This window comes from Oleiphilus sp. HI0125 (assembly GCF_001635355.1).
Genome location: NZ_LWGF01000879.1, coordinates 1 through 15,855, shown reverse-complemented (window position 1 = coordinate 15,855; position 15,855 = coordinate 1). Strand labels below are relative to the sequence as shown.

General features: G+C 45.0%; 15 protein-coding genes. 10 read left to right on the top strand and 5 right to left on the bottom strand.

Going from position 1 to position 15,855, the window contains the following annotated elements:
- Positions 1-266 precede the first annotated feature (266 nt).
- The 5 genes from mqo to A3762_RS14625 all read left to right on the top strand — a co-directional run bounded on the left by mqo (position 267) and on the right by A3762_RS14625 (position 5,922).
- Positions 267-1,799 (top strand): malate dehydrogenase (quinone), encoded by a 1,533-nt coding sequence (gene mqo / locus A3762_RS14645; protein WP_255375050.1) that lies wholly within the window; start codon positions 267-269, stop codon positions 1,797-1,799.
- Positions 1,793-2,941 (top strand): Re/Si-specific NAD(P)(+) transhydrogenase subunit alpha, encoded by a 1,149-nt coding sequence (locus tag A3762_RS14640; RefSeq protein WP_068756279.1) that lies wholly within the window; start codon positions 1,793-1,795, stop codon positions 2,939-2,941. Before mqo ends, A3762_RS14640 begins: the two co-directional genes overlap by 7 nt.
- Positions 2,942-3,229, top strand: a complete 288-nt coding sequence (locus A3762_RS14635; protein ID WP_068474346.1) for an NAD(P) transhydrogenase subunit alpha — start codon at positions 2,942-2,944, stop codon at positions 3,227-3,229.
- Between the two features lie 2 nt (positions 3,230-3,231).
- Complete coding sequence (locus A3762_RS14630; RefSeq protein ID WP_068756277.1) at positions 3,232-4,629, top strand: NAD(P)(+) transhydrogenase (Re/Si-specific) subunit beta; 1,398 nt, start codon at positions 3,232-3,234, stop codon at positions 4,627-4,629.
- 288 nt (positions 4,630-4,917) lie between these two features.
- Positions 4,918-5,922 (top strand): triacylglycerol lipase, encoded by a 1,005-nt coding sequence (locus tag A3762_RS14625; protein WP_082869157.1) that lies wholly within the window; start codon positions 4,918-4,920, stop codon positions 5,920-5,922.
- 204 nt (positions 5,923-6,126) lie between these two features.
- Here A3762_RS14625 and A3762_RS14620 read toward each other — a convergent pair whose 3' ends face one another.
- The 3 genes from A3762_RS14620 to A3762_RS14610 all read right to left on the bottom strand — a co-directional run bounded on the left by A3762_RS14620 (position 6,127) and on the right by A3762_RS14610 (position 8,791).
- Entirely contained in the window at positions 6,127-7,194 is a 1,068-nt protein-coding gene (locus tag A3762_RS14620) for a lipase secretion chaperone (RefSeq protein WP_068756258.1), read from the bottom strand.
- Between the two features lie 26 nt (positions 7,195-7,220).
- On the bottom strand, positions 7,221-8,066 hold the full coding sequence (locus A3762_RS14615) for a helix-turn-helix domain-containing protein (RefSeq protein ID WP_068756256.1): 846 nt from the start codon (positions 8,064-8,066) through the stop codon (positions 7,221-7,223).
- 248 nt (positions 8,067-8,314) lie between these two features.
- The gene (locus tag A3762_RS14610) at positions 8,315-8,791 is read right to left on the bottom strand and encodes an SRPBCC family protein (RefSeq protein ID WP_068756275.1); all 477 of its coding nucleotides are present in this window, start codon (positions 8,789-8,791) and stop codon (positions 8,315-8,317) included.
- Positions 8,792-9,011: 220 nt separating this feature from the next.
- Between A3762_RS14610 and A3762_RS14605 the strand changes: the two genes are divergently transcribed.
- Genes A3762_RS14605 through A3762_RS27665 form a run of 3 tightly spaced genes read left to right on the top strand, consistent with a single transcriptional unit; the run spans position 9,012 to position 10,365 of the window.
- The gene (locus A3762_RS14605; protein WP_369820686.1) at positions 9,012-9,281 is read left to right on the top strand and encodes a DUF3302 domain-containing protein; all 270 of its coding nucleotides are present in this window, start codon (positions 9,012-9,014) and stop codon (positions 9,279-9,281) included.
- Between the two features lie 12 nt (positions 9,282-9,293).
- Positions 9,294-9,794 carry a biotin/lipoyl-binding protein gene (locus A3762_RS27670; RefSeq protein ID WP_197469277.1) on the top strand — a complete coding sequence of 167 codons (501 nt, stop codon included), beginning with the start codon at positions 9,294-9,296 and terminating at the stop codon, positions 9,792-9,794.
- Positions 9,706-10,365 carry an HlyD family secretion protein gene (locus tag A3762_RS27665; protein ID WP_197469276.1) on the top strand — a complete coding sequence of 220 codons (660 nt, stop codon included), beginning with the start codon at positions 9,706-9,708 and terminating at the stop codon, positions 10,363-10,365. Before A3762_RS27670 ends, A3762_RS27665 begins: the two co-directional genes overlap by 89 nt.
- Positions 10,366-10,495: 130 nt before the next feature.
- Here A3762_RS27665 and A3762_RS14595 read toward each other — a convergent pair whose 3' ends face one another.
- Positions 10,496-11,047 (bottom strand): DUF4136 domain-containing protein, encoded by a 552-nt coding sequence (locus A3762_RS14595; RefSeq protein ID WP_068756273.1) that lies wholly within the window; start codon positions 11,045-11,047, stop codon positions 10,496-10,498.
- Positions 11,048-11,188: 141 nt separating this feature from the next.
- Between A3762_RS14595 and A3762_RS14590 the strand changes: the two genes are divergently transcribed.
- Positions 11,189-11,458 carry a hypothetical protein gene (locus tag A3762_RS14590; protein WP_156493478.1) on the top strand — a complete coding sequence of 90 codons (270 nt, stop codon included), beginning with the start codon at positions 11,189-11,191 and terminating at the stop codon, positions 11,456-11,458.
- A 42-nt stretch (positions 11,459-11,500) separates the two neighbouring features.
- Positions 11,501-11,788, top strand: coding sequence for a hypothetical protein (locus A3762_RS14585; RefSeq protein WP_068756269.1), 288 nt, complete (start codon positions 11,501-11,503; stop codon positions 11,786-11,788).
- A 393-nt stretch (positions 11,789-12,181) separates the two neighbouring features.
- On the opposite strand, the gene A3762_RS14580 is transcribed toward A3762_RS14585, so the two are convergent.
- Positions 12,182-15,832, bottom strand: a complete 3,651-nt coding sequence (locus A3762_RS14580) for a hypothetical protein (RefSeq protein ID WP_156493477.1) — start codon at positions 15,830-15,832, stop codon at positions 12,182-12,184.
- Positions 15,833-15,855 lie beyond the last annotated feature (23 nt).

Here is a 15,855-nt window from a genome sequence, read left to right as displayed (position 1 = left end):
CACATAAGGCATTTATACAAACCATAAGAAAAAGTGATAGCCATAATGATAACATCGGCTTTTCTTATAAAGAGAATAATTTTCCCTATATAAGAAATAAAATTTTATATAAATCAAAAACTTAACCAAAAACTCGGAACTACATCACACAATCAATCCAATTAATTCGATGATATCGATCGCTTGGTCAGGTTTTATCGAATAGTTCATCTCTAAAACCGCCATTACGATGCGCGCAACCATACCTTGTAGTAGAGGCATACATCGTGATTCAAACAGACATATTAATGATAGGCGGCGGCATCATGAGTGCAACGCTCGCAACATTAGTCTCGGAGCTAGACAACACTCGCTCTATGACACTTATCGAACAAGCGGAACGATTCGGTAACGAAAGTTCAGATGCATGGAACAATGCAGGGACTGGGCATGCTGGATATTGCGAACTCAATTATACACCGCAAAGTAACGATGGAAGCGTAGCTCCTGATCGAGCACTCGCTATTAATGAGCAATTTGAAACCTCTCTACAATTTTGGAGTTCACTGACCCAAAAAGGTGTTTTCGCTCGCTCCGAAGACTTCATAAAGCAAGTACCACATTTGAGCTGGGTCAAAGGCGAGCAAGCCTCCAGATTTCTTGCTGAACGCCATCGTTCATTATCAAAGAACGCGCTATTCGACGGAATGGAATATTCCAATGATCCTTCTGAGCTAAATCAATGGCTGCCGCTGATTACTGCTGGTCGCTCAAGCAACGAATCGATGGCCGCGACGCGAGTCCAGCACGGCTCTGATGTTAACTTCGGCGCGCTTACGCGTATGTCGGCGGTACACTTATCCTCGCTAGAAAATGTCGATGTAAGGGTAAGTTCCCGCGTCGTAAACCTAGATAAACAAGGTGATCGCTGGCATGTCACAGTTCAGAACGTAAAGTCTGGTGAACGTACGGTATTTAATTCAGGTTTTGTATTCATTGGTGCTGGCGGCGCTAGCTTATCTTTACTGCAAAAATCTGGCGTCAAGGAAGCTAAAGGTTATGGAGGCTTCCCAGTCTCAGGTATTTGGTTAGCATGCCAGAACGAAGAGCTTGCGTTGTCTCACAACGCGAAGGTATATAGCCAAGCGGAGGTAGGTGCACCACCTATGTCTGTACCTCATTTAGATACACGTTACATTGATGGTAAGCCTGCACTACTGTTCGGACCGTTTGCAGGCTTTACGACGAAATTTTTAAAACAAGGCAACATCCTAGATCTTATTCGTAGCGTACGTTTAGACAATATTGCCAACCTTTTACACGTTGCTCGTAACAACTGGTCTCTTACGCAGTACTTAGTAAAAGAAGCACTCAGTTCACGTGACGCAAGACTTACTCACTTAAATGGGTTCTTACCACAAGCTGATCATAGCGAATGGCAGTTACGCCGTGCGGGTCAGCGCGTGCAAATCATTAAAACAGGAGTACAAGGAAAAGGCTCTTTGGAATTTGGAACAGAAGTATTAGCAACCAAAGATCGCTCTTTGGCGGCACTTATGGGTGCCTCCCCAGGTGCGTCGACCTGTGTATCAGCAATGCTTGATGTCATTGAACGTTGTATGCCTGAACTGACTCAAGGCAGTCACTTAGTCACGCTTCAATCGCTAATTCCAAGTTACGGACACTCATTGAAAAACGATGCTCAACTCTTAGCAAATGTTAGAGCATTTACACATTCAACACTGGGCTTATCAGATTCAGTAAGCACAGTGCCAAGCTTTTTAGAATCAAACCCTCATATGGAGTCAACCTTATGTTGATCGGAATTCCAAAAGAATCTCAAGCACAAGAAAATCGCGTTGCGATTATTCCTGCTGGCGTGCCAGAACTGCTTGAGGCCGGTTACGAAGTTATCGTTGAACAAGGTGCTGGCGACGGCGCACACTTTACCGATGAAGAGTACCGCAGTAGCGGTGCAATTATCGCTGATGATGCAGAGTCACTGTATCGACAAGCAAATATTGTCGTGAAGGTTCTCGCACCTACAGAAGAAGAAGCAAAGCTTCTTCGTCCTGAGTCGACATTGATCAGCATTATGGAGCCGTGGGATAACGTTCCACTTATTCAAAATCTTGCAGCACGCTCTATCGACTCGTTCGCCCTTGACCTTGTGCCACGCTCAACGCGTGCTCAATCTATGGACGTATTGAGCGCAATGGCTGGCATCAGTGGTTATCGCTCAGTATTGCGCGGAGCGATGTCTTTGCCTCGTTACTTCCCGATGCTAATGACGGCTGCGGGCACCATTCACCCTGCACGTGTTTTAGTGATCGGAGCAGGTGTTGCTGGCTTGATGGCAATCGCAACGGCACGTCGTTTAGGTGCTGTCGTTGAAGCATACGACTTACGCCCAGAAGTGAAAGAACAAGTCGAAAGTCTTGGCGCTGAGTTTATTGAGATCAAAGTTGAAGAATCAGACTCAGAGAAAAGCTCCGATAACAATGGATATGCCACAGCAAAAACCGAAGCGTTCTACGAAGCTCAGCGTTCGCAGCTAGGTGATTGTGTTGCTCGAGCGGACCTTGTCATCACAACTGCAGCGGTACCTGGCAAACCAGCACCCAAGCTCATCACGCGACAAATGATGCAGCGCATGAAGCGCGGCTCCGTAATTGTTGACCTTGCGGCAGCGCGAGGCGGTAATGCAGAGGGCACAGTCTTAAACGAAAAAATCGAGTTAGACGGCATCACCTTAGTCGGACACGTAAACCACCCTTCACGTGTGCCTGTGCATGCATCGCAGCTATTGAATCGAAACATTATCAACTTCATTAAGAACATGACCGAAGGTGGTCGCCTTGTTCCTAATCAAGAAGATGAAATTGTCACGGCAACTCAGGTGACTCGTGGCACTAGTATTTATTTTGAACCTGCTCAATTAAACCAAGAGGAGAATGCATAAATGGAAATGCTCGTTCTTAGCTTCACCATATTCATCTTGGCCTTATTCGTTGGCGTCGAGTTGATAAACAAAGTACCGCCAACCTTGCACACACCTTTGATGAGCGGCACCAACGCGATCTCTGGCATCGTTATCGTCGGTGCAATTGTTAGTGCTGGTACAAATCACTTGTCTCCAACTGTTGCAAGTGTTCTTGGTTTTATTGCTGTTACTCTCGCAAGCATCAACATCGTTGCAGGCTTCATGGTGACAGATCGTATGCTCAACATGTTTAAGCAAAAGGGTTAACGATGTTTGCTTTAGTCAATCTTTCTTACTTAACAGCGGCTGTGTTTTTTATCCTCGGCATAAAAGGCATGACCAAACCTAAAACGGCTGTACGCGGAAATCAGCTCTCAGCTATCGGCATGTTGATCGCAGTAACCGCAGCACTTCTTCACCACGACATCATTGGTTTCACTACGATCATTGCTGGTATTTTACTCGGCGGTTCAATTGGTGCATTGCTGGCAAAACGCACAGCAATGACGTCTATGCCAGAGCTTGTAGCAAGCCTTAATGGCGTTGGCGGCGGGGCATCTCTAGCAGTTGCTGGTAGCACATGGTTAACTGCAATCGCAGCAAATTCAGTGGTAACCGGCGTATGGTCAGCAGCCATTCTTGCTTCGATCGTCATCGGTGCAATAACGCTATCAGGATCAGTGGTCGCCGTTCTTAAGCTAAAAGGAACTATCGGTGACAGTAAGCGCGCAAGACAATGGCAGCTTATTACAGTAGCGAGCCTCGTGGGTATTCTTGCATGCGCAAGCATGATGTTTGGTGAAGGCCAACTGTCTAGCCTTGTACTACTCGCTATTGTCGGCCTCTGCTTGTTACTAGGTGTCGGTCTAGTACAACCAATTGGTGGTGCCGATATGCCAGTTGTTGTTGCGCTACTTAACGCCTACTCAGGTCTTGCTGGCGCAGCGACCGGTTTCGTGTTGGAAAACCAAGGCTTGATCATCACTGGTTCTCTAGTTGGCGCGTCTGGTCTTATCCTGACTGCAGTAATGTGTAAAGCCATGAACCGTTCACTACCAAACGTTCTCTTTGGTGGTGCATTTGGGCCGCAGGCTGATACGCAGTCGAAGTCAAACGACAGCGAGTTTTATGACGGCAAAGTGAAATACGCAACGCCAGATGACCTTGCACTACTCTTAGACGGTGCGCGCAGCGTTGTGATGGTTCCAGGCTATGGACTTGCGGTTGCCCAAGCGCAACACGCAGTGAAAGAGCTTGCTAATCAGCTTGAAGCACGTGGAGCTAAAGTCAGCTATGCGATACACCCTGTTGCTGGACGTATGCCTGGCCACATGAACGTATTGTTGGCAGAAGCTGAGATCCCATACGATCAACTAAAAGACATGGATACCATCAATCCTGAGCTTCCTCAGGCTGATGTGGCAATCGTACTTGGCGCAAACGATGTTGTTAACCCAGCTGCAGCTGAGGATCCAAATTCGCCTATCTTCGGAATGCCTATTCTCGATGTGCATAAAGCGAAGACCGTCGTTAACGTTAAGCGAAGCTTGTCTCCGGGCTTTGCCGGCATACCAAACAGCCTATTCATTCGTGACAATAGCTTGATGGTAAAAGGCGACGCAAAAGAAGTCCTTCAAGCAACGACCTCAGCGATCAAAGAGCTCTGAACAAAGCTTAGTTATAGAAAGTCCAAAACCGCACTTCGGAGCTTCTGAAGTGCGGTTTTTTATTTACGCACCGCAGCTTTTTCGTCATATCAGACCACCTTCAAACTAATCACAAACATTCCGTCATTTCATACAATTTTGTCTCCATGTTTTTCCTTACATTGGCCGGGTTGAATAATTTTCATACAAAAATAAAAGGAGAGATCATGTTCAACTTAAAAATGACAGCTAAACAATCATTACTCGCAGTCGCGGGTTCTTTAGGTATTAGCTCTATGGCGTTTGGAGATGCGCACAGCGGTTATGTTGCGCCTATCGATTTACCAACAGCACCAGTTAACACCTCAACCCGTATGTCATGTCGCGTACGACATTGAGTACGCGGGCTACCTTATCGAAAAAGCTAATGTGAATGCCATTAACTACGACAATCGCTACAACACGCAGTATCCGATTGCGGTAGTTCACGGCGTGTCTGGATTCGACAAAATCATCGGAGTTGTCGAGTATTTCCAGAATATTCCAGCAGTTTTGCGCTCAGGAAACGCAGTTGTATATACGCCAAATGTAACCGCATGGGATACCGCACAAGAACGTGGTGAGCAGCTATTAGACTACATCAATAATACGGTATTGCCAGAAACCGGCGCATCAAAAGTACACTTGATCGGTCACAGCTTAGGCACACCAACATCACGCTATGTTGCAGCAGTCAGCCCTGATACTGTGTCATCTGTGACATCAGTAAACGGCATCAACTATGGCTCTGGGTTTGCGGATTGGGGTGTCGACAACATTATTGGTGGACCGCTTGAAGGCATAGCGGCAGATTTGTTGAACTTAACCGGAGACGTACTCGACGCACTCGCTGGTAATCCTGAATATGCAAGTGACGCTTTAGAAATCGTTAAGTTTATGTCTTCTGAAGGCGCGTTAGCTTTCACAGAAGAGTTTCCTGACGGAGAGCCAACAACTTATTGTGGTAACGGCGCCAACCTTGTTAACGGCATTCATTACTACTCGTGGGGAAGTATTGGCACAACCACAAATATCGCAGACATAAATGATGCTTTATTCGTGCTTACTGACGCATTGGGTTACTACAATGGCGAACAGACAGATGGCTTAGTTGCTAAATGCTCGCAACGTTGGGGTGAGAACATTCGTGACGATTACTGGATGAACCATTTAGATGCTACAAATATGCTATTTGGTCTGAGTAATCTTTTAGAGACTGATCCTAAGACGCTATACAAAAACCACGCTGATCGTTTCCGAGGCATGGGTTTGTAATAGCAATTGCTGTACTAATTGAGGTCAGTTTTTCTATCGAAATACCTGACCTCTCTTAAATTAGAAAACCGCTAATGGGTGACCAGAAGCGGCTTTTTTATAGTCTTAATATAAGATAAAACTGGGGTTCAAGGCGGACGAGATCAGATTAATGTGCAACTATTTGGCTGGAATGCCTAAGAAAATTAAACAAGAATAAACGGCTCAGATTTCTCTATCGGCCATTTTATCTAAGGTCGCTAAGCGCTTGCGCTCATTCACATCAAACATAGATGCTTGCAAGGCCTGAATTTCTAATTGCTTATCAGAATCTGACAAACCATTGGTATTCAACACTAATTCCCTTTTTTGCCGATACTCAGCAAAACGTGCATCCCAAGCAGATTGCTTTTGATCTGCTTCAGCAAATCGTTGAACAGTTTTCTCGTCATATACTCTACGACGCAGTTCATGGAGCTCTTGTGCTGTAGCTCCGGCTTCCTTAACAGCTTGTATTCTTTTCCTGTCACGATCGAGCTGCTTTAGATTCTGTTCTTGCTCGGGCAAGAGGCCTTCAAGATCAACCAAACTTCCTGACCCAACGCTATCCTCTCTCGCATCTCGTTTACGCTGTAGTACCGCGGCAGTGTATGCGTCTAGCGCATCTTCTTCAGCAAAAAACGCCTCGTAAACATCTGCGCTTAAGCTATTCATTCGTGCATCACGACGGTATTCAAATAGGGTTAAGTAGTCATGTCCAGACGGGGCAACAAGATTGTTGCCAGCGACAATCCCCTTTAAATCAATTAGAGCCTCTTTATACAAAATATACTCAGCCAAAACACCAATCGCCTGAGAGCGTGCTGGCTCTTCGAGGTGTCTAGTAAAATACTCTTCGATGCGCCCGATAATAGTTTCGATTGGCTCTTCACCAAGCGCTGCTAAAAAGTAATCGATCATAGATTTTAAAGAAGGCGTGACGACTAAGTCTCCGTAATCCGTCAGCGCAAAATAACCGGGTATGCTTGTGCCACGTAAGGAATTTGCTAAAGGTCCGTAAGCTGACGAATATGTGTCGCCCTGCTCATTCGGATAAATTTCATGGATTTCTGTAGATTCATTCAAGGGAGTTTGAATATTATTGCACTTCTCAGCGAGATACGCATTAGAGTTTGGCGTATCTTCAAGCTGAGATCCAAGATCCGAAGACTGCTTGTCTGACATAAGGAATGTCGCACCAAGTAGCACTCCTACACTCGCGAAACCAGCACTCATCGCTAGCCTTTTTTTCATGTCCAAATGACCTTTAGCGACTCAAATTAATCAATTAGTGTTTCGTTTAATTCGAATTTGGGCGAAGCACTTCGTTCTTGGTCAGGCAATATAACGTGAAGCTGCTTTGTTTGACCAAAAATCTGCGACGGATTCATTCCTAACATCGACCGAAAACTTTTGTTGAAGTGAGAAGAATCAGTAAAGCCCGCTTCAGCCGCAGCATCGGTCAATGTCATCCCTGCCCCTACATTTTCCGTGGTCTTATACAAAAGGCACCAAAGTTTATAGCGCCTAATGGGTATGCCCGTCTGCTTTTTAAAAAGTTCCATCAACCTCGATTGAGATAAGTTTGCAACATTAGCGAGATCAGAGAGGGATAGGTTTTCACTTATAGTTGACTGAATATGTTTGATAACATTCTTAATTCGTTTATCAAGCCAATAATTATGCTCAACACCAATAATTTCGTTGGTTCGCAAAATGAGCGATAGGGAATGAAGAATTTCCTGAGAATCAAAGGGCGCGGAACTCAACTCTAGAAAACGATTGATATAAGTATCTTCGCTCTCAGCGTCATAAAACGCGGTACCTTCGTTAGCATTCATCAAACTAGAAAGTAATCGATAGTCTTTTCCCAATGGATCTAAACTGCAATTTGCAAAAAGCTCACCCTGCGTATCGATAATGACTGGCATACCCGCTAGAAGAAGCAAGGTTCTGCACTCGATTGGCTGAGTCGTCTCACTGGTAATAAACCGAATGGGTTTATGCAAACCAAACATCAGTGTCCCAGAGCCAGTAGAGATATCTAGCGGATCAGTAAGTAGACCGATAAAGAGAGTACGTTGTTCCCACAAATAAAGTAGCGGACTTGCGCTCGTCGATTCCATGCCAAAGTTCTTCCTTCATTTTGCTTATTTTTATAGGATCGCAAACAGCACCGACCAATATAGAGCTAATACTCTAATACTGTCATATCTTAGAAATAATCTCAGGAAGACGTGTTCAAAATGTGCGCAGGATTAAGCAATTAAAAATCCAACAAACAAACCGTGAGTTTATACAAGCATCTTGAAAACAAATAACTTACCGCCCTCTTCTACCTAACCAGTTGCGACAGCGGCACCCGTTAATTTTATTATTTTTCTATGAACGTTTTCAGGTTGTTCAAAGCAGCTTGATAAGAACGAGCACCTATTCTCTCAACTAAACCACTGAGCATGGATAAAGAACTGTGGACACGGAGACCGATACGATATTTTACTTCAACCTCTTTCTCCATTTGCTGAATTGAAAACTCTTCCACTAATTCATCTGCATATGGAATAGAAACAGCTGAGACACGATATGCCACCTTTTGATTAGGCTGAGTAATCAAAAACTCTTCCCTAAACTGAATAAAATAATTCAGGGTTACAATCCGAGACAAGCATTCTTCCTCCTCCAATAACGCAGTTGCACTCGTCATCCCAGGAAACCAATGAGGCCAGGTATTCGGATTAATTAGCGCGTCATAAACGGTCTTTGCGTCTGAGCTAATGCGAATAGAATAAGATAGCTTGATTGGCGCAGATTCTAAAAACGAGATATCCGCCGCCTTACATTGAAATTTCATACTCTGCACAAATCCTTTTTATTGTTGTGTTTTGTGCCTGTACGCTACCAGAGTAGATCAATCGGCAGCAAACCTTCCTAACCATAAAGCACGCCCAAACAATTCAACGGACGAGAATTACAAAACATACTGTGCTACTTTAAAAGTACTTTATCTATAAAAAGTGAGAAAAATCATGCTTGATTAATTCACTTTGTTTCTTGTTTTTTTCGTTATTCTGGTGTGCTTTTATGGCGTGATCATCATTCACGATATTCCATACGAGATTGCCTACCATCGGAACCACCCCCACCAAGATGCCATTCATATATCAGGCTGGGGCAGCTTATTCACACTGCATGTCATCTGGCCTTTTTTTGTGGATTTGGGCGACGCTATACAACGAAGAAACCGGATGGGGGATCAAATCAAACAACCATCGAATAGCGAACTTAGAAGACGAAATATCGGAGTTAAAGAAAACAATTTCGTCGCTCACTTCGTCAGATAAAGGTGATCATTAATGGATATCCTAATTATTATGACCTATACAGCAATCTGCATCGCTATATCCAAGATTTTCAAAATCCCAATGAATAAGTGGACCGTTCCAACAGCGGTGTTAGGTGGTATCGCAATCGTCGCGACTCTGATGATGGTCATGAATTACAATCACCCGTACGCGAAGTACGCTAAAGAAGCATTTGTCACGGTCCCTATCGTTCCCCAAGTCTCTGGAATTGTCGAAACCGTCAACATCACCCCAAACGTTGCCGTTAAACAAGGCGACATCCTGTACACAATTGAAAACAGCGCTCAACAAATTGCCCTTAAAAAAGTCGAGGCAGCTTTAGCCGACGCTAAAAGTGGTGTCTCGCAAAAAGACGTAGCGCTAGAAAGTGCTAAAGCCGTGACACAGAAGGAAAAGGCAAATTTTGAGCGAGCAAAAAACCTACTTGCGCTTCAAAACAGACCACGAATCGGCAGGTTCCGCATCCCCTTTTTCACAACAACAAGTCGATAACCGAAAGAAATTATTTGAAGAAGCAGAAACGGCATATCGCGCAGCGCAAGCTGATGAGAAGCGCCAAGAACTGATTGCAGAGTCGAAAATAGCCGGAGAAAATACAGTTGTTGCACAGCTCATTGAAGCTCGAAACCGTGCACAACTCGACTTGGATCGCACAATCATTAGAGCGCCGTCAGATGGCACTCCAGTACAAGTAGGCATTCGCCCGGGCACATTTGCAGCAGCACTACCCTTGCGCCCGGTAATGTCTTTCATACCTCCAGAAAAAAGACGTATCGTTGCCAGATTTTGGCAAAACTCACTCCTACGCATGAAAGTTGGCTTAGAGGCGGAAGTAATATTAGATGCAGTGCCTGGTCATGTATTTAAAGGCAAGCTTGTGAATTTACAACCAGCGATGGCAGAAGGTGAATTCCAAGCAGCAGACGCACTCATTGCGGCAAACAGAATAGCGCAACATGGTTTTGCTATCGGAATTATAGAATTAGAAGAAGATCTTAATGACTATAACCTGCCTCTTGGCGTTCAAGGACAGGCCGTTGCCCTAAATTATGAACATGACTAAATGCACGTATCAGCCATTCGAAGGATTTTGCTCAGAATGCTGGGCTGGCTGAAATACGTATATCCGATTAAATAAATACCGGGGCTTCAATACGGTAAAGCGATTGAAGCCCTTTACCTCTCTATAACCGTTAATACTCTGAAGCAGGCTGTATAAAGTCACTGAACAAACCATCAACGACGTATTTCAATCGCTTCTGAGCCTCTTCATCCGACCGTTCCTGCATAAAATTCCCAACTACTCCACCAGCCCATACTGGGGTTTGTGTCGCCATATCAACCGCAACGATACGAAGGCCAATCGCAGGCTTGTCACCGAGTAATTTAAGCTGCTTCATTGCTTCGTTAGGAATTTCAGGAATATCGGTCACAACGCCAACAGTATACGCAATCCCAAGCTCACGTGATTGCGCTAATTGCGAAAAGCCAAGCTCTCGCATTTTTTTATTCACTAGGTATTCAAACTCGAGACCTCCATTAAATCCCCGAGAATCAATTTTGTGTCCGGGATCAATCACTAAAGCGGTCGACCCTATCCAACTGTACGTTTTGTAGCCCGCCAAATTTGCTCTTGGATGCTTTTCGGTTTCCAAACGTATATCTTTCACTAGCTCCTGATTCACTGCGCAGCCGCTTAATGCTAAAACCAAACACGCTATACCTAAGCTGATTAACTTATCCATACACTCTCCGCTTTATCCAAGACTTAACTTCTGGCGAACACCCATCACTAAATATTAAATTTCACAGTACGATGTATATAGTATGAAAGTCAGCAATTGCATTGTATGCATCAATTTTGATTCATGGGTCTAAAATCGTTTATGAAGAAATCAATTTACGCAGCGATGCTATGCATTCTGTTAGCAACCAATATTCTCTCAATCACTAGTGCTAAGTTTTACGACCTGTTAGCGAATGCCATGACCCATATCCCGATATCTAACCTGATGCGAGATAGTAAATCAGCGCAAGCAAAGTTGATAAAACAAGAAAATAAGAAACTTAAAACAGAGAACGTGAAGGTTAAAAAGCATCAAGCGACAATCAAAGCCAATGCAAAAAAAGCTAGAGCAATCAGCTCGCGCGCTTAAAGCCGAATAGCGAAAAATATCACCGCCAACACCGCAGTATTAGTGCCTTCATCGGTTCCAATCATCGGCATTGCAGCCAATGTCGCAATGACAAGCTCCGACGTAATAACCGGCTGTCAAACAATGAACGAACTTGACGCACTTGAGTCGCTATTAACATTAGATGAGCCAGTTAGTGAAATCGATAAACTATGCGGGATAGAACTACCCTCAACAGAACAAGTAACCAAAGAAGCCCTCGTCATGCTCAAGGAATATTCATCGAGGACGGAGCAATCATTCGATGAAACGATAGACAAACTGATGAAGTATTTATTTTCAGATAACTGAGAAATTAAAAACTAAGCATTAACGCAAATAACGAAGAGTTTTATCAGTTAAGCAACTTAGATGGAGGCATTCGACTTCAATGAAAAATGGTGGTGAGCTAGGGATTCGAACGCTGAAACTGAGGGCTTGCACAGTCATTTGTACTGATAAATCAATGACTTACAAAGCATGCGTTCCGACAAATTAAGTCAAAACACGTCAATTTTGACACCGAAACCTTCCTCTAAAAATTTAAAAACCAGAGGCTTTTGCCAAATAAAGACCGGTCAATATGTTCGAATAAAAAGACCTAATCATGCGCCAAGTAGTTGTTTATAAAAAACGATCAACAAAAGAGTGCCCCCCTTAATTAGTATATCGATGAGTGTTTCAGGGGCACTCACTGAGCAACAATTAGCCCACAAGCACCTCTTCACTGGCGCTGATGATTAATTGTTCATCACTATCAGGATAAAGCTGACAATCACAGACAGGCTCCATCAACGCCATAGCATTCTCCTCCTCAACCATCACTATATCACTATCGATGAGCTGCAAATCGGTCTCGTCCTGCTGGCTTAATTTAATGGTCGCAGATACCTCAAGTTCCCCAACCACTTGCTCAGGTAAGATAATTTTCAGATCCGCCACCTGCTCTGCATGGGCCTGTTCTATAGTCAAAACGCCGTCAACCCACTTACCATCAGAGGCTATCGCCTCCTCTGGCAAACCTTCGATTTGCAAAGTCTGGCCCGGATTAAGAGCGGCATCTTCAGTTGCATAATTCAAACCTAGCGCATCTAAACTTAGTTCTACCATATTGATTGCGGTGTTATCTGCACTGTATTCGGCCAGATTCTCAGACACATGCTGCAATGCTTGGCCAGGCTCCACCGGCTGAAAACCCTTTTCGACCAACATCACATTAACCTCATTGAGCGATAGAAGCGCCAAATCAGCATCATTCAAGGCAAACGCCTGTCGAGTATCTGCCTCGATAAGAATCCCGTCATCTGGCAGCTGGTTGCTATCAATAGACTGCAAGAACACCGCCATATTAGTCAAGTAATCACTGCTTGCGACAGCACCGTTAACCGGTTGGAAATCAGTCAGAAAAATTGCTCTGCCTTGAACATTTGCCGCTATTAACTCACCAATCACTACCGCGCCAACGCTAAACCGAATGGTATCGCGCTGATCAAAGCTAATAATACCCTCTGCGTCGGTAACACCTCTTGCACCCGAGCTAGTCTCATACTCAAGACCAACGAGGATGTCGTCAATCACTTGCGAAACTTGGGTTGTCGCTGTATCTCCAGAGGCGATATTAGTCGCGCTAACGCTAGCGCTTACCGTAACATTGACATTGGCAGCATGCTCTATAGTCATGGAGCGGCTAACACCTGCACTGACTGCGATGTCAAAATCACTGCCATCACTCACCGCCAAAGTAGTGTTGCCTTCCAACAACTCGACACCACTGGGAAAGCCTGAGAAGGTCACTGGTGATAAGCTCTCACTGCCATCATCGGTAGCCAAATCCGCCATTAGTGACAAACTCCGTGTCATCGTTACAGTGTCAGAGGTATCTTGAACAAGAGTCTCTATGTTGTTATAGATTAGATTACCGCCTCCAACAAATGTCACAGAACCCGAGGTTGTACCACTAGGAGCGAGACTTTGGACAGCGGACATGTTTAGCATCAACGTATCACCGGAGCCACCGCCGCCGTCAACAGAGACGTTCTGCGCATTCCCCCAACCTTTTACATAAATCAAGTCATTACCATTAAACGTTGACACACCGCCGGCGTTGTTTTGCGTACCCGTGATGATCACATAATCGGCATTATTACTGCCTTGAACGTTGCTATTCATCTGGATAACACCTTGATGAATAAGGTTTAAATTATCGATCTCGATGCTGCCAACTGCAGATATTTGTTCATCACCCAAGGTAAAGTTTAACGTTGGTGCTAGAGCATCTTCATCAGCTTCCACTGATATGGTCAAGGTTGTCGTCGCACTATTGCTATCGACTTGGCTGCTATCGTCTGGGTCAACATCTTCGTTGTATACCGTTATTTGCAGATCAATATCACCCTCGTAATCCGCCGCTGGCGTAATACTGAGGTCTGCAACGTCCTCTGCTGTCAACGTCCATACTCCTGTACCATTATCAGTACCTGCTGATAACGTTGCGTCCAGTGGCACACCACTGATCGTGTACCCAGTAATTGACTCAGACCCATCGTTATCCGTCAGGCTAGAAGTAATATCAAGAGCGATGGAGGCGTCGTCTACCTCAGTGATTTCCACACCATCTATTTCAAGATATGCCAACTCAGCTGCACCCGGATTGGCTATCTCAAAAATGATTTCATAACTACCAGATTCTGGCGCAGTAAAGGTCATAGTTTGCATATCCCAAGATGCAGGCGCGCTAATAACCGAACTTGAACCTATAAGAGTATTTACGCCATTTGGACCTGTATAACTCACTTTTATATAAGCATTGTTTTCAAACATGAGGTGGCCCGTCTGCAACCCAAAACTAGCCTGTTCAAAACTAATCATGTAGTCCTGATTTGCTGCTAGAGATACGGTTTGAGAGATACCCTCTTTGAAATCTTCCATGATGCCCATACCAACCCAAGTTCCTCCATTGCCAGAGACTATAGGTGTGTTGATCCAGCTACCGGAAGCGGCACCTCCTGCAGCATTATCTTCATCATTAACATCTGGTGAACCAAATTCAGTAGACCAACCAGAGAGATTCATTCCGTCAAGGAACCCATTAACTGGCGTACCTTGTAAATCTCCGTTAGTAAATAAATTTTGTCCAGTTGCAGCGCCACTTGAAACGCCGTCAGAAGCCCCCGCCACAATAGGCGTATCGGCAACCGCCTCGACGGTAACCTCTACCGAACCATTATAAACTTGACTAGCACCACTCTGTGTGAACGTTACTTCAGTCGTTAATGTAAAGTCATCGCTGGAATGTTCGACTGGCGTAAGGCTCAAACCATCAAGATCAGCGGGATCCACTGTCCAGGTGCCATCACCGTTGTTCGTACCCGCTGACAAAATCGCTCCAGTTGGCACGCCACCGATCGTGACACTGCTGATCGTTTCAGTGCTGTCAACAGCGGTTAATGGACCCAGTTCAAGATCGACCTCAGTATCCTCTAACGTGCTTACCGTTCCTGTTAATGGATTGCCATCCGCGCTCGGGTTCGTTGGATCGATTGGATCAGTCGGATCGACTGGGTCAACCGGGTTCGGGCCATCAATAACCGGATTAATTGTTACAGTCATTGACGTCGTTGCACTATTGCTATCGACTTGGCTGCTATCATCGGGATCAACATCTTCATTATGAATCGTGACCTGCAGAACGATATCGCTTAGATGGCCTATTGCTGGCGTGATCGTGAGACCGGCAAGCTCAGCAGCTGTCAACGTCCAGCTACCATCTCCATTGTCAGTGCCAGCCGATAACGTAGCATCTAACGGCACATCGCTGATGGTGTAACCGGTAACTGACTCAGAACCATCGTTATCTGCTAGGCTACCAGTGATATCCAAGGCAATAGCACTATTCTCATCACCATTTACATCACTCGCACTCACCGCAGGCGCATCAGCGACTGCTTCCAAAGTAACTTCTACCGAACCATTGTAAACTTTACTAACATCTCCCTGTGTGAACGTTACTGCAGTCGTTAATGTGAAGTCATCACTAGAATGTTCGACTGGCGTAAGACTCAAACCGTCAAGATCAGCGGGATCCACTGTCCAGGTGCCATCACCGTTGTTCGTACCTGCTGACAAAATCGCTCCAGTTGGCACGCCACCGATCGTGACACTGCTGATCGTTTCAGTGCTATCAACAGCGGTTAATGGACCCAGTTCAAGATCGACCTCAGTATCCTCTAACGTGCTTACCGTTCCTGTTAATGGATTGCCATCCGCGCTCGGGTTCGTTGGATCGATTGGATCGGTCGGATCGACTGGGTCAACCGGGTTCGGGCCATCAATAACCGGATTAATTGTTACAGTCATTGACGTCGTTGCACTATTGCTAT